Annotated in this window: 12 protein-coding genes; 7 read left to right on the top strand and 5 right to left on the bottom strand. The window is 54.0% G+C overall.

Features of this window, described 5'->3' with window-relative positions; all coding sequences use genetic code 11:
• The first annotated feature begins 1038 nt into the window (after positions 1-1038).
• From ACR0L9_RS19525 to ACR0L9_RS19505, 5 genes are all read left to right on the top strand, one after another.
• Entirely contained in the window at positions 1039-1410 is a 372-nt protein-coding gene (locus tag ACR0L9_RS19525; RefSeq protein WP_480896467.1) for an EF-hand domain-containing protein, read from the top strand.
• A gap of 225 nt (positions 1411-1635) precedes the next feature.
• A complete protein-coding gene (locus ACR0L9_RS19520) occupies positions 1636-2700 on the top strand; it encodes a P-loop NTPase family protein (RefSeq protein ID WP_480896466.1) in 1065 nt (354 codons plus the stop codon).
• On the top strand, positions 2697-4226 hold the full coding sequence (locus ACR0L9_RS19515) for an ABC transporter transmembrane domain-containing protein (protein ID WP_480896465.1): 1530 nt from the start codon (positions 2697-2699) through the stop codon (positions 4224-4226). Before ACR0L9_RS19520 ends, ACR0L9_RS19515 begins: the two co-directional genes overlap by 4 nt.
• A gap of 1 nt (position 4227) precedes the next feature.
• Positions 4228-5811: a sensor histidine kinase gene (locus tag ACR0L9_RS19510; protein ID WP_170597715.1), complete on the top strand. Its 1584-nt coding sequence runs from the start codon at positions 4228-4230 to the stop codon at positions 5809-5811.
• Positions 5812-5910: 99 nt separating this feature from the next.
• On the top strand, positions 5911-6582 hold the full coding sequence (locus tag ACR0L9_RS19505; RefSeq protein ID WP_480896464.1) for a response regulator transcription factor: 672 nt from the start codon (positions 5911-5913) through the stop codon (positions 6580-6582).
• A 470-nt stretch (positions 6583-7052) separates the two neighbouring features.
• Here the strand turns inward: ACR0L9_RS19505 and ACR0L9_RS19500 are convergent, their stop codons facing one another.
• The gene (locus ACR0L9_RS19500; protein ID WP_480896463.1) at positions 7053-7922 is read right to left on the bottom strand and encodes a LysR substrate-binding domain-containing protein; all 870 of its coding nucleotides are present in this window, start codon (positions 7920-7922) and stop codon (positions 7053-7055) included.
• A gap of 73 nt (positions 7923-7995) precedes the next feature.
• Between ACR0L9_RS19500 and ACR0L9_RS19495 the strand changes: the two genes are divergently transcribed.
• Positions 7996-9018 carry a permease gene (locus ACR0L9_RS19495; protein WP_480896462.1) on the top strand — a complete coding sequence of 341 codons (1023 nt, stop codon included), beginning with the start codon at positions 7996-7998 and terminating at the stop codon, positions 9016-9018.
• 273 nt (positions 9019-9291) lie between these two features.
• Here ACR0L9_RS19495 and ACR0L9_RS19490 read toward each other — a convergent pair whose 3' ends face one another.
• The 3 genes from ACR0L9_RS19490 to ACR0L9_RS19480 form a co-directional block, all read right to left on the bottom strand.
• On the bottom strand, positions 9292-10893 hold the full coding sequence (locus ACR0L9_RS19490) for an aldehyde dehydrogenase family protein (RefSeq protein WP_480896461.1): 1602 nt from the start codon (positions 10891-10893) through the stop codon (positions 9292-9294).
• A 47-nt stretch (positions 10894-10940) separates the two neighbouring features.
• The gene (locus tag ACR0L9_RS19485) at positions 10941-11768 is read right to left on the bottom strand and encodes an oxidoreductase (protein WP_170440557.1); all 828 of its coding nucleotides are present in this window, start codon (positions 11766-11768) and stop codon (positions 10941-10943) included.
• Between the two features lie 124 nt (positions 11769-11892).
• Positions 11893-12882 (bottom strand): AraC family transcriptional regulator, encoded by a 990-nt coding sequence (locus ACR0L9_RS19480; protein ID WP_171181587.1) that lies wholly within the window; start codon positions 12880-12882, stop codon positions 11893-11895.
• 273 nt (positions 12883-13155) lie between these two features.
• Between ACR0L9_RS19480 and ACR0L9_RS19475 the strand changes: the two genes are divergently transcribed.
• Positions 13156-13644: a GNAT family N-acetyltransferase gene (locus ACR0L9_RS19475; RefSeq protein ID WP_170440552.1), complete on the top strand. Its 489-nt coding sequence runs from the start codon at positions 13156-13158 to the stop codon at positions 13642-13644.
• Positions 13645-13753: 109 nt separating this feature from the next.
• On the opposite strand, the gene ACR0L9_RS19470 is transcribed toward ACR0L9_RS19475, so the two are convergent.
• A partial coding sequence (locus ACR0L9_RS19470) for a hypothetical protein (protein WP_480896460.1) occupies positions 13754-13963 on the bottom strand: 210 nt, incomplete at its 5' end.

Genomic DNA, 13963 nt, shown 5'->3' with positions numbered 1-13963 from the left:
CATCCAAACAAGGAAGATCGCCTGTCCCTTGACGGGGAAGACACTTGGGTTCTGATGTCACTTTCAAAACTGCTGCGCTAGGGTCTCGGGAGTTATTGTGCCCTCTGTGCAAAAAACTCAGTGCGACAACGCAGGCAAGGGCCAAATATTGGGCAGTGTTGGTTGTAAAAGCCAGTACACTTTCCGAACCAAGAAGGAATGCGGGCCACAAATGACCGAGCTCAAAAAGAACGCCAGCCAAAACGGATAAAACAGAACTCAGCATCAGACCTTCGCCTCGTTACCAAACGACTAAGTGGTCCGTAGAGTATTCAGAGTTTTAACCGACCTTTCATAAAGCTTAAACATTTGTAAGAATTTATTTTTTAAGTTGACGAAAAATGGAAGCTTCGGAGCAAATGGTTGATCAACTGACCGTGCGAGCATTCAGACGTCGGCTGTGGCTTAACGTTGAATCTCTTGGTATGCCTTCTAACGGTGAGAGCAAGCAAGTTGTTGTTATATTAAAGAAAGTCGCCAGACTTCCTGACGAGTTATGCGATGGTACAACCAACTAAGAAGCTGTCACCAACTGGTCAAGCTCCATAAAAACAATTGACAAGCCTCTAGGTTTTTTCGGGTAGAAGCACTTAATACGAAAGTATTAAATACTCTCAGTCGGGAAGCGAACTGACTGAAGGTCTGTTGCAAGCTGACATTAAGTAAACATATCGGACCCGATAACTCACGCGGCTGCAAAGTATAGTTAATTTATCATCTGATAAATTTAGCCAGCGAAAACGCTAATTTAAGTTCCACGCCAAACAATCTGCAAAGCACTCCATAGCGTCACCAAAATTCATCTGACGTTCATCAGCAGAATATCAGCGCTTCATCCGAGCGCGCTATCTTGTCCTACTGAGATAGAAATACTTGAATCTCAAGGAACAAACGTCGGTTAAAGGGATATCTTTGTTGTTAGATCGACGCGAGGCGACAAAGTGCAGAATAAGGACATCCGGCCATACGTTCTATTCGTTCATTTTCGCTCTTATCTTGATGATCGGGATTGGTCTATCGGGCAAAGCCACTGCACAGACAGCGAGCTTTCGCTCTGTCGATACAAACTCTGACGGCGTTCTTAGTTTCAATGAACTTGTGGCTGCATTCGGAGAAGCAGGTGCGCGCAGATTGATTGAGGATATCGACCGAAATGGTGACAGCCGCATTACGATCAGGGAATTACGGCAAAGCTCGGACAGGAAGAATGATGATCGAGACGAGCGTGAAGATCGGGGAAATCGGAACGGAGGAGAGCGAGATGACGGCAATGACGGCTCTGGCAGAAAGGGTGGCGGTGACGACCGTGATGATGACGGTGGAGATGATAGCGGGGACGACAATGGGGATGATGACGGCGATGACGACTGATCGCCGGCCACCCGACGTTGGGTGTTTAGCTCAATCCGTCTTTCTCTGCCAACCCGGGATTTTGGGGCCGCTACGAATCTAAGCTCGCGCCCAATTCCCCCGCTCAAACATCGCGTTCATCTGCTGTTCATTCAATCGCACCACGTCCCTTCATGCACCTTTGCAACCTTTCTCACACGGTGCTGACAAGATGAAACCATGGACACGTCAGCCACGGAGCAAAACATGAAACAGTTTCCCCCAATCCCCCTCAGCGCTTGTGAAATCGCAAAATGGGCATTCACAACCCGCCGCGTTGATCGGTCGGATGTTCACGGGCTCAGCACTGAGATGAGCAACGCAAAAGCATGTGATCTGATCCTCTGCGAGATCGTCGAGATCGGGCACCACAAGAAAATACAGCTAGCCGAACGGCGTGTTTCGACCAGCTATCCAGGCGATTTTGTTGTTTTGTGCCTGGGTGATCGCTATGCGCCAGACCAGTTTCTTGCCAGTGCCGTTGTCGACGATGATCTCATCGATCTGGTTGCGGGCGGCGGCGTAGCGGGCCGGGTGGATGCCGCGCATATCCGTATGGAGGACCCCACACGGTTGAAACCCCTAGGCCTTCTCACCGACGCTAAAAATCGGGTGATCAATATCGCGGACTATGCTCTGCCCCAATTGCCGGCCAATAACCAAGTGACTGTTATCGGCGTTTTTGGGGCATCGATGAATTCCGGCAAGACAACCGCTGCGTCAAGCCTGGGGCATGGCTTGGCGCGTGCGGGGTATTCTGCGTCGGGTGTCAAAGCCACAGGCACCGGGGCCTTTGGCGATTTCAACAGTTTTGAGGATGCAGGCGCGCCCGCGCTTGATTTTACGGATGTCGGGATGGCATCAACCTATCGGATGCCTCTGGAGAAGATCGAAACCGGCTTTGACACTCTGGTCGCGACAGCCGCATCGCGAGGGGCCGAGGTGGTGGTTGTAGAAATCGCAGATGGCGTATTCCAACAGGAAACCCGCGCAATACTCCGATCCTCACGCATTCGGGATCGTCTTGATGGCATCCTGTTTGCAGCACCAGATGCGCTGAGCGCATTAGGCGGCGTCACCGTGCTTAAACGGGTTGGGCTAAGCCCATTTGCGATTTCCGGGAAGGTAAGTTGCTCACCCCTCGCCTCGGCCGAAGCGCTCGAAGCCACCGGGTGCCCGATCCTGTCGCGTGAAGACCTTTGGTCGCCTGCAATGATCGCCCAACATGTTGCCCCCCTGATGCGGCATGAACCAGAGAACGTGGCCGCATGACCCCCCTCCCCAGGTTGGCCACACGGGATCGCATCATCGATGCGGTCCTCGTGGTATCAAGCAGTGTCTTTCAAGCGGTTGCACTAGCCTTTGCTGCTTTCGCGACACGGGACGCGTTTGGGGCGATACACGCGGGACATGCGCTTGCCATAGAGACCGTATTGCAATTGGCCGGTTCCGGTGTAGGCACTGCCGCATGTCTGTTCCTGTGCCGATATCGTGCGGAAGCGCTCGGCCAAAGCTATGCGATCTCATTGCGGCGTGCGCTCTATCAGCAGATCGCAAAACTTCCCAAATCGCGCCATGAGAGACGCCGAGTCGGCGCGCTGTCCTTAAGGTTTGTTGGTGATTTGTCAGCAGCCCGCATTTGGTTTGGACGCGGTTTACCAAGCGTCTGTTCTGCGGCAGTTATAATCCCAGGCGCCGCAGCCATTCTATTTTATCTAAATCCCGTACTTGCGGTCAGTGGAATGGCAGCACTTGGTCTGACTCTGCTGCTAGCAGCGGCAATGGCCTGGCATCTTGAGCATAGGCACCGAAGACTGCGCCGGCGCCGGGCCAGCATTGCGATCTCCATGATCGAGCGGATTGCGATTGCCCCTGAACTCGACCTAATGGGCAGGACAGACCGCGAATTACAGAAGCTAGACACACAAGGTGCAACGCTGCGCCATGATGCGCTGGCACGCCGTGGCCGCGTGGTTGGCCTTCAGGCGATCCTGCGATTGGGTGTAGCATTCGTGAGTCTCTTGATGCTTTGGCAAGCTGGCCAAACAGGCATCGCCCCTGCGACCGTTGCGGCCTGCCTTGCTGTGATGGCATTGATCGCGCTTCCGTTACAAAATCTCGCGAGTGCTTGGGATCATCACTGTGCCTGGCGCGTTGCGCGCGAGAAAGCTCAACGGCTTCTTTCGGAGCCAACGGTCAATCGAAACGTCGCACAACAAACCGATGCCGTAGTCATTAACGTCACCGGAAAACTTGACGAAGCACCTTTCACATTTGTTGCCAAACCGAACAGGACCTCAGAGTTGACGGGACCGTACGCCAGTAAGCTCGCGCGATGTATCGCGGGCTTTGACACTTATGAGGGCATTGAAGTGCGCTATGGTGAGCATCAAATTCCACCAAAACTCGCGCTCATCGGAGACGCCCATATCGGGCTTCAGGGCAGTTTGCGCCGATCCGCAACCTTGATGTGCCGGAAACGGCCCAGCGACCGCAGGATCGCGAAAGTGCTGAGGCAACTAGGTCTATCCGACTTGCTCATGGCCCCCGAAGGTCTTGACCAACGTATCGCTGAAAACGGCCACGGGCTGTCATCTGATCAAACTTTGCGGCTAGATCTTGCGCGCGCTGTACTGTGCGAGGCCGAAGTTGTTGTAATCTCCTCAATCAGGTGGGCTGCCTGCCGACATCAACAAGCTGAACTGCTCGCGGCGTTTCAAGAGCTTTCGTCGGCAACGATAATATTGGCCGATGATCACGTCACCTCTAATCTGAATGAGAATTCAAAGGTCATTTGATATGCGCTCATCCACCCTGTTTGGAGTATACGCCGCTGTTCTCGTCGGGTTTCTGTGCGGGCTTGCGGGACTGACCCTCTACAGTCTGGAAAAAACCCGTTGGTGGGACGCCCGGATATTGCTGGCTCAAGAATCTTATGGGCTCCATCTCCGGCTTGAGGCAGACCTTTACCGCCTGTTCAAACAACATGGCGACGCGCTTCTGATCGGGGATCGGGATGACGGTGCCCGGGAAGCAGAGCTGCAAGTTAAAATCGCGAAAACTCTTGAAGACATTCGAAATGTCATCGCGCGCGAAATCCAAATGGTTGGCGACGAGGAAATCGAAGAGCTGGAACTGCTCGATCAGATTGAGGACGACATTGAATCCGTGAATGCAGCCATTGCCAGCCTCACAGCAGAAGGCAGCCCGGTTGAAACCTTTGTTCGCATCGAACGTCTGGCAGCCCTTCTGGACGGAGACATCGATGACGAACTTGACCGAAAAATCAAATCCGCGCTTGATGAAGAGATCGAGGAAGTCGAAGACGTTCTGACAGAGGCCACGGTTTTCAGGGAATGGAACAAACGATTGGTCTACATGATTGTGGCAGCTGCCATTGGAGTGCTTCTGGTGGCCCTCGTGTCATTCAATCGTCAGATCAGGAAGCCTTTGATCCGACTTGCCGAAGGTATCGGCCATCTGCGCAGGGCCGACTACTCTGAGCCTGTGAGGCTTGGTGGCAGTCGCGAGTTCAGGGAACTCGGTACCGTTCTGAATAGCATGGCCGAAGGTTTGGCCGCACGTGAAGCCGGCCGCGCGGAACAAAAAAGACAACTTGAACAAACCGTCGCGGCAAGAACGTCCGAGCTCCAGCAACTCATCGACAAACTTGAGACCGGGGAAGAAAACCGCAAACAGCTGATGGCCGACATAAGCCACGAATTGCGCACGCCACTGGCGATCATACTTGGCGAGGCCGATGTCACATTAAGGACATCTGACAAGCTGTCCGAAGAAGTCTCAGATTCCCTGGCCCGTATCCGGGATTCTGCCAAGCACACCAATCAGATCGTCGACGATATGTTGACGGTGGCAAGGTTCGAGGCGGGTCAGCTTCGGCTTGATCGCAGGAAGACCGACTTGCGAAAGATATTGCACGATGCCATCGCCATGTTCCCTGAGCCGGTTCAGGTTGAAACGCCCAAGGACAAAGTTGTCGCTTCGGTCGACGAAGTTCGCCTGCGCCAGTCCCTTTTGGCATTGCTGCAAAACGCCCGGCGCTATGGCGGTCCTACGATCGAGGCCAAGCTGGAAGAGGGCCTCGCCTCATGCTCAATTACAATCGAAGACAACGGGCCCGGTTTAAGCGCTGCAGAAAAGTCCCAGGCGTTCAACCGCTTCTATAGGGGTTCGAACGCCTCGGGTCAGGGAATCGAGGGCAGCGGTCTTGGCCTTCCAGTCGTCAAATCAATTGTCGAGGCCCATGGTGGAACCGTTGACCTTCAGGACCGTCGAAAGGGTGGTTTGAAAATTGTCTTAACACTGCCCAAAGGGCCACGGATGAAAGTTGTGCAATCAGATACGTGGCGAGAGATGGGCTGATGTTTTTTTGTATATCTGAATTTCTGTTTCCAGAACCGAAGCGGCCATACTCCTTTTGGCATTGTGATGGATTGAAGCACCGAGCGAATTGAGGCTGACATGAATATTCTACTTGTGGAAGACGAGGTACGCGTTGCCGATTTCATCCGTCGTGGTTTGTCCGCAGAAGGCTGGACCGTCGATCATGCCTCAAGCGGGGAAGAAGCTCTAGAGCACGTGACCACAAGCGAATACGATGTCATCCTTTTGGATCTGATGCTGCCGGGAATTCAAGGGCAGGATGTCTGCCGCAAGTTGCGCGCCCGTAAATCCAAAATCCCCATCCTGATGCTAACCGCATTGGACAGCCCCGAAGAACGGGTCGAAGGATTGAAAATTGGTGCTGACGACTATCTTCCGAAACCGTTTGACTTCGACGAACTCATCGCGCGCATTGAAGCCCTGCACCGGCGCGCCAACAATTATGCCAGCGATCTCGGAGACACCGTCATCAAATGCGGAACCCTGAGCTTTGACAGACGCTCCCTTCACGTGACCGTGGCTGGCAAGGAGGTTCAGTTATCTAAAAAAGAACGCGATCTTCTTCTACTATTTCTAACAAATGTGGGTCGGGTTCTGTCCCGAGAGCGCATCCTAAACTCCGTATGGGGCATGAACGAAGATCCATTAACCAACGTCGTCGATGTTTACGTTGGTCGCCTACGGCGCAAAATTGGAAGCGAGGGTCAGCGGATCGTTACGCTTAGAAATGTTGGGTATAGGATGAGTTGACCAGCACACTGAGAACTTAGTCTGTAGGTTAGTTGGCCGCGACAAGTTCAGTATTCTAGAAGATGGTCACGTTTGTTCATAGCCGACATTCCCGGCATTCAGACAGGTTAAGACATTGCCCTCCCACGATTGGACCCACCGCCGCCTCGCCAGAAGAAAGCGCGGCATGTGGCGAGTCAGACTACTTTCGTTGGCGCTGCTCTTTACTCTCATGCCCTCCCCAAAGGCTGCTGTGACAGCTCTGTTCAGGCATCAGTACCTGACGCAGCGTTTCTTGACCGATCTCACCATCTTCCGCCAGCAGACCGTTTATTTGGGGGACATACGTGACGGCATAGAGAATTTTGTGAAGCGATCTTTGGTTGAGTGGTCAGTTAATCATCGCGCCCAACGTCCATTGCTTCAATTCACCTGCAAGCGGCCATTGATCCTTCATGCAGAGAAGGTTGGAAAAGGGCTAGAACGGCCCATCATGCTTTGGACAAAAATGCAGCTCTGATAGATTCCTTCATTGCGTCTAGAGGCCTATGCTCTTTTGGATTACTTGATGCCATCACCAGCTTGGAGGCAGGAGTAGCCTCAAAGCCCAGCCCCTCGTTGACCACGGATAGCCCGATGTGAAGCGACGACCGGCCCAGCAGGCCAACCGCGATCCCTGCCTCTACCGCTGCAATCACGCCAGAAACGCTTTGGCTCGAATAGACGATACGGTATGGCTTTCTGCGGGCTTTTAACGAACTGATTGCAGCGTCGCGCCACCAACACGCTTCATCGAAAAGGGCCACTGGTAGGACTTCATCGGCTGAAAAATCCCGATGTGCCGAAGACACCCAACAAGTCGGGTCTTCATAGAGGAGTTCCTCAAAACCAGATGGAGTTTCGACCTCGTAAACCGCAAGGTCCAACAGCTCTTTGTCGAGCGCATCAGGAAAATGTGCGCTCAAGGCGCAGGTGACCTCCAGTTCGACTTTAGGATGATGACTGGTAAACGCCGCAATAATCTTCGCGAGTTTGGCGCGCCCGTGATCGTCGGGTATGCCCAAGCGTAGTTTTCCGCTCACAGAATTGTGGGAAATCTCCCGCTGTACCGCGTCAAGGCGGGCCGTCACGTCTTTCGCAACGAACAGCAACGTCTGCCCCGCATCGCTCAACACAACCCCGCGACCATGCCGATCAAAAACAGGGCGGCCCAGAATGGATTCCAGGCGTTTGATCTGAAGGCTCGTTGCAGATTGGGACCGGTGTATACGAGCTGCACCATCCGTGACACTGCCAGCCTCAGCCACGGCAACGAAGGTTCGCAAAAGATCGCTATCCAGATTCTCCATCTGTTTTTCCAATATCTGAAATTGAAACTATTCGTTTCAAAGATGGCTCGTGCCACTCTAGTTTTCAAGTTCAAAGGAGTAGGCAATGTCCGAACAAACCGCTGCCCATCGACCATCTACCCGGAAAAACCTGATGTGGGGCGTTTCTCTGGTGCTGTTGTCGGGTGTCTGTCTTGTTTGGCCGGAACACGCGGCAAACGCTGTAAAGTTTGTCGTCTTGGGCTTGATTGTCGTCGCCCCAATCGTCATTCCGGGTATCATCCTTGCGGCCTGGATCATTGCCAGCAGCGCGGACACTCATATTGCTGCTGCCTTTGAGGGCAGGACATTTCGATCGGTGTTGGCCGCGTCGCTGATCGGAGCTGTTACGCCCGTCTGCGGTGTTACAGTGTTGCCGTTAATGGCTGGGTTGCTGGCTGCAGGTGTACCGCTTGCACCGATCACGGCATTCTGGCTGTCCTCTCCGATAACGGACCCGGCGATGCTCGCGACCACCGCCGCAACATTGGGTCTGAGCTTTGCGATTGGCAAAACTCTTGCAGCTTTCGGATTGGGTGTATTCGGGGGGGCGATTACCGGGCTATTTTCCAGGGCGCCTTGGGCAATGAATGCGCTTCGCGATAATGATCTCGCTCGCCAACTAAGTGCTGCGCGATGCGGCGAAGGTCAGCCCTTTGATCCTTGGGTATGGAGGTCCGAGGCGAGACGACGTTCCTTTGGCAAACAGTTCTCGGCAACCAGTCGGCTTATACTAATTTGCCTGATACCGGCGTTTGCGGCCGAGTACGCCCTGAACACGGCACTGACGCCCGGATCGCTAGCAGTATATGTCGGGGAAGACAAATGGTGGGCCATACCCGCCGCTGTCTTCATTGGTGCCCCAGCCTATATCGACGGGTACGCGGCACTCCCACTGACGCGAGGGCTGATCGACAACGGCATGTCCGAAGGCGCAGCGATGGCTTTCCTTGTATCGGGTGGCGTAGTCAGCATCTGGGGTGCGATGGCCATCGCACCGGTGCTCAAACTGAAACCATTCCTGCTCTATCTGTTGCTTGCTGTTCTTGGGTCGATTGGAGCGGGGTATGTCTTTGGGTGGATCGTCTGAGAGCCAACGCCAATTAAATGCACGCGGTCGAAGAATGGCTATTCTGCCCGCCAACACGGAAATCTCAAAACTCGAGTTGAACGTCCGGGGTAGGTCGTCCTTAACATAATCAAACGCCTCTATCAGAAGGTAACTGCCTGCCCCCAATGGTCGCGAGAGTCGCAAAACCGCCCAATCCAGAATTTTGAAAAAACGCCCACAACCTCAAACCCTACCCCCAAGATGGTAGTAGGGTCATCACGCACAACGCACCCTGGCTCCGGGTTACTGGCCTCAGAAATCCTTCCGACGGAAACCACCCATGATAGCACCACCCATCAGGCATGTTAGGTTTCGCCAGGATGGCTCAACCGCATAATTGGCCATTTCCGTAGCCAGCGTGTCAAAGGCACCCTTGTTGGTTTTTATCATGTGACCGGGCGACATGAAGCCAGCAGTCAAGATAGATTTCTCGACATTCTCGAAGCACATGGCGTTGCCGAAGTTGCCTACTCCCGAGACGAACTCCTTGCCTTCTTCGTTGCCGCCCCATGTCAGCCAGGGCGAAAGGAAGATGAAGGGTGGCATGGCGTTTACGGCAATTGCACCATACTCCATTTCAGTTACCGCTCGGTCCAGAGCGGCCTGATGCGTCTTCTTGGTGTCCTCGTCGATCAGGATTGCGCTGCCCAACGTGCCAAGCAGCTTTTCATTGCAGAAGGCAACTGCAGCGGGCAGGAATTCAGCAGCGTTGGCAGGCACGTCCAACGGCACCTCACCTGTGATCTGGCAGAAGGCCTCGTTGCGCGTGCCATAACTGTCCACTTCGATCCCGGTGATCAGCAGGTTTTCAGCTGCCTTGAACAGACCGCCCTCCGGTGACAGCCGCTCAGCTTGCGGATAGGCGTTGAGGAACCCGTCTTTCACCTCGCCAGCCCCCGGATAGTAGGTGCCCTCGGCGGGCGTGTCTTCGACGATCGCCTTTCGAATGGCATCTAGGAACTGATCCCGCTGGGCCCAGTGTTTCGACGTTACCAAAGTTTGAACTCGACCGCAGACTGCACCACCGTTGAGCTTGTTAATTGTGACGATCTGGTGCGCCTGATGAGCGATTTCCTTATCGGTCCAAGGGCGGTCGCCCGGCACGATGATCACCGGGTTGTTGCCTCCGCATTCGGAGATCAATTCGGCTTGGGTGGCACTTTGGATCGCTTTGGCGGTACCTGCACCACCCGTGAAGTAGATCTTGTCGATCCTGGTATCGGTCGTCAGCACACGGCCTTGGTCGTGATCAGCGAAAGCCAGGGCTTGATGATCGATCAGCGGGGTCATGACCTTTTCCCAAACCTTATCGCTCTCGGCATTCAGGTGGTGAGGTTTGTGCACCACAACCTTGTTGTCGAAGAAGATTGCCTTGAGCATCTCCAAGGACGACGAATAGTTCCCCGCGCCCAATACGGCGGTGATACCGGCAGGTTTATCTATCGGATTCACTTGCTTCGGTTCGCCCTTGACCCGAATGACATCCTTCCGGTCGCCGTTCATCAGCTTGTCCTTGGTGTCGATTGGGAAGACCGCAATGTCATAGCGATCATTACCAACTTTGGTGATGCTGATCGGCTCTGGCATCTTTCCATGCACGATGCCTTCATAAACGTCGATGGCGGCAGAAATGGTATTGGCCATTGGAACAATCGTGGCGATCTTTGATAGCGGGTCGGTATAAATCTCTTCACCCATCTGACCATTCTTCATGGCGGTGTCCGAGGCGGCGAGTTCACCGCCAAATTTCTTTAGGTTTTCGCGCACAGCTTCCAGTAGGGCTAACCGCTCGGCGGGGGAGGTAGCGGCCCATTTCTGCGGGTTCAGGTGAGTAATGGCGTCGTCGGTTTTCATCTAATTGTCCTTAAGTGTTCGGTCGGAGCGAGTTGGGGAAAGCAGGATCAGCGAGCGATCGACATGACCATGCGGTCGAAAGCACGGTCGCCCAACCATTTACGGACGCCCATCATCAAGCTTGCGTATTTTCCGGCGGCGTAGCGGGTCTTGGGTCTGCGGGCCTTCACCGCCCGGGACACAACATCGGCAATCACCTGTGGGGACGAGCCGCCACCATCCTTGTAGTTTTCGGCGGTTGCCTTGGCGACGGTTTTGGCCATCGCTCCATAAGCCGTATTGCCCGAAAACTTCAGCATCGGGCCTTCGACAACATTTCCGAAAGAGGTCTGAATGATGCCGGGTTGGACCACAACCACGTCAATACCAAACTGTTTCAGCTCAAGGCGCAGGCAGTCAGACAAACCTTCGAGAGCGTGTTTCGAGGCATGATACCAAGCACCCAAGGGCGTATAGATCTTGCCACCCATCGACGTTATGTTGATGATCTTGCCTGCACGTTTCTCGCGCATGTAGGGAAGCAGTTCCTGTATCAACGCGGCAGCACCGAACAGATTCACGTCCATCTGATAGCGTGCTTCCTCGATCGGCACGTCCTCGACCGCACCATAAAGTCCAAAACCCGCATTGTTCACCAGCACATCCGCGCCGCCGAACTTGATGGTGATCTCAGCGACAGCGGATTTGCGACTGGCCTCATCCGAGACATCCATGGCAACAGGATGCGCGCCGAGCGCTTTCAGATCGTCCATTTGCTCCACCCGTCGGGCGGCGACGACGACAGTCAATCCATCCTTGATCAGTTGCTGAGCGATCACTTTACCCATGCCCGACGATGCACCGGTAACGAGCGCAACTTGCTGTGTGTTTGCCATTATTTACTCCAATTGTTTTGGACAGCTTGTCTTGTCCCGGATCAGTTGCACCGTTCGGCCCGAGTCGATGCGTTCGGTATCTCCGGATACAAACGCAGATTGGAGCGTACGATTGCGCGGCTGTTCATTTTCGTTGCGGGCGCGGACTAAGTTCCGACATATCCCTCGCCTCGGCCGGGGTCATGCCGGTCCAGCCTTGGAACGCGCGATAGAATGAGTTCGGCTCGCGGTATGCCAGCAAATAGGAGATCTCCTCGACGTTCAGCTCCTCCTCACTCAGATAGTGCATCGCCAGTTCCAAACGGGTTGATTCCAGCAGAGTTTGGAAGGTCTCGCCTTGCTCCTTCAGTTGGCGTTGCAACGTGCGCTTGGACATGGCCATCCTCTTGCACATCGCCTCAATATTTGCCTCACCCGAAGGCAACATGTCATGTAGGACCCGCTTGGCGCGCATCACGATGGGCGTGTCTGTTTCATGAGTCACCATCTTGCGACGAAGTTGCTTCTCAAATTCCGGCCAGGCTTCCTCGTTTTCAGTGATCAGGGGGAGGTCCGCGTCTTCGCGACGAAGTGAAATGCTTGCGCCGGGCGTTGGGTGGCGTCCCAGATACGAAAGTACTTCCTCACCCGGATGTTCAATGACTGGAAGCTTCACGTGTGCTGGCACGATATGCTCGGCAGTGTGGCAACGGGCACACTCCAGCAGGTAAAGCGCTTCGAACCAGAGCATTCGCGGTGGGACTGGAATGGTGGGATCGACTGAGCCGATGGCAACATGCAGGCAATCGTCGTCCTCGGAGAGGTCCAGAGTGATCGGTGCCATCAGCGGTTTGAACACCGACAGTCGTTGAAGCCCGGTACGTACATCGGGTGAGCAGGAGAAAGAGAACATCGCGGGCGTGAATGGCGCGTGAGCAAAGAGTTTGCTCAAGATGAGCGGCAAATCTGGGCGTTTAGCTTCTGTTTCAACCGATTGCCACAGATCGAACACCTGTGCGGGCGTCACCCCCTTGCTTTCGTTGCGCAGGAAATCACGCGGGAACCCGGCTCGGAGAAACACCTGCTCGGGTGAGATTTTCAACAACTTGGCCAACTGTGTGATGGATTTGGCCATTGGGTAAAGACGGTTTGGCGATTTCGCCTCCTGAAGCGAGTGTATTAGCGCATCCTATATTCGCATGTGATTTCCACCGCGCCAGAGGCTTGAAACCCTTTGGCGTGTTCTGATGGTCCTTTGGCGCAATATGATAGAGCAACAGCGAAGCCCCAGCATCGTGTTCCTCTCGAACCCGTCGTTGACCTTTCACGTTACACTATGTTGCTGCTCTGGCTGCTAGGTCCAGGAAGAGCCCATTTCTTCTAGTTACAAATGTGCTAGTTTTTCGAAATGAAACATGCGGAGCCATTCACTTTTCGCAGTGCTACAGTTGCCGATCTTGAACTGCTACTAGACTGGCAATCGCGTCCTCATGTCCGAGAATGGTGGGATTCGACTGAGCCCAGTGAAACCAAGGATTTCGACGACACGCGGGTTGCTAGGTGGATTGTCGGTTTTTTCGATCAACCCTTTGCATATATGCAAGACTACACCGTTCATGGTTGGGATGATCATCATTTCTTTGATCTGCCTAACGGATCGCGCGGCATTGACCAGTTCATTGGCGAATTTGACATGGCTGGAAAGGGGTACGGACCGAACTTCATAACCCAAAGGGTCAAAAAACTTTTTGAGGAGGGCGCACCGGTGATCGCAACCGACCCGCACCCAGAAAATGTTCACGCAATTGCAGCATACAGGAAAGCAGGCTTCAAGGAATTGCGACCTGCTGAGGAAACTCCTTGGGGTCTAGTCCTTCCTATGGCCATTTACCCTTAGACGTTATAGTCCCGACGTCGGTTTCGTCCGAATTGCGGTCGTGGCGGTTTGGCACCACAAATGGCTGGTTTCGCAACCGTTGGGTGACTTGCCGCGCCATACCCAACCACTAACGTCGTTGAAGCGGTTTTATGTGAAGCGATCTCTGGTTGAGTAGTGGCAATTCAGTGGAACGCGTACAAAAGGCTGCCTCGCGGACAAAGTTGCCTTTTGTTAGCTTTCGGCAGCCCTTGGTCGTCACGTTGACAAGCGCTTCGGAAGAGAAGGTCGCAGTACTGATCTCATCGGCATCGGTATATGACACCGTGGCACCTTCGAT

It is taken from the genome of Ruegeria sp. I3 (assembly GCF_056532525.1).
This window is presented reverse-complemented; position numbering and strand designations above follow the sequence as displayed.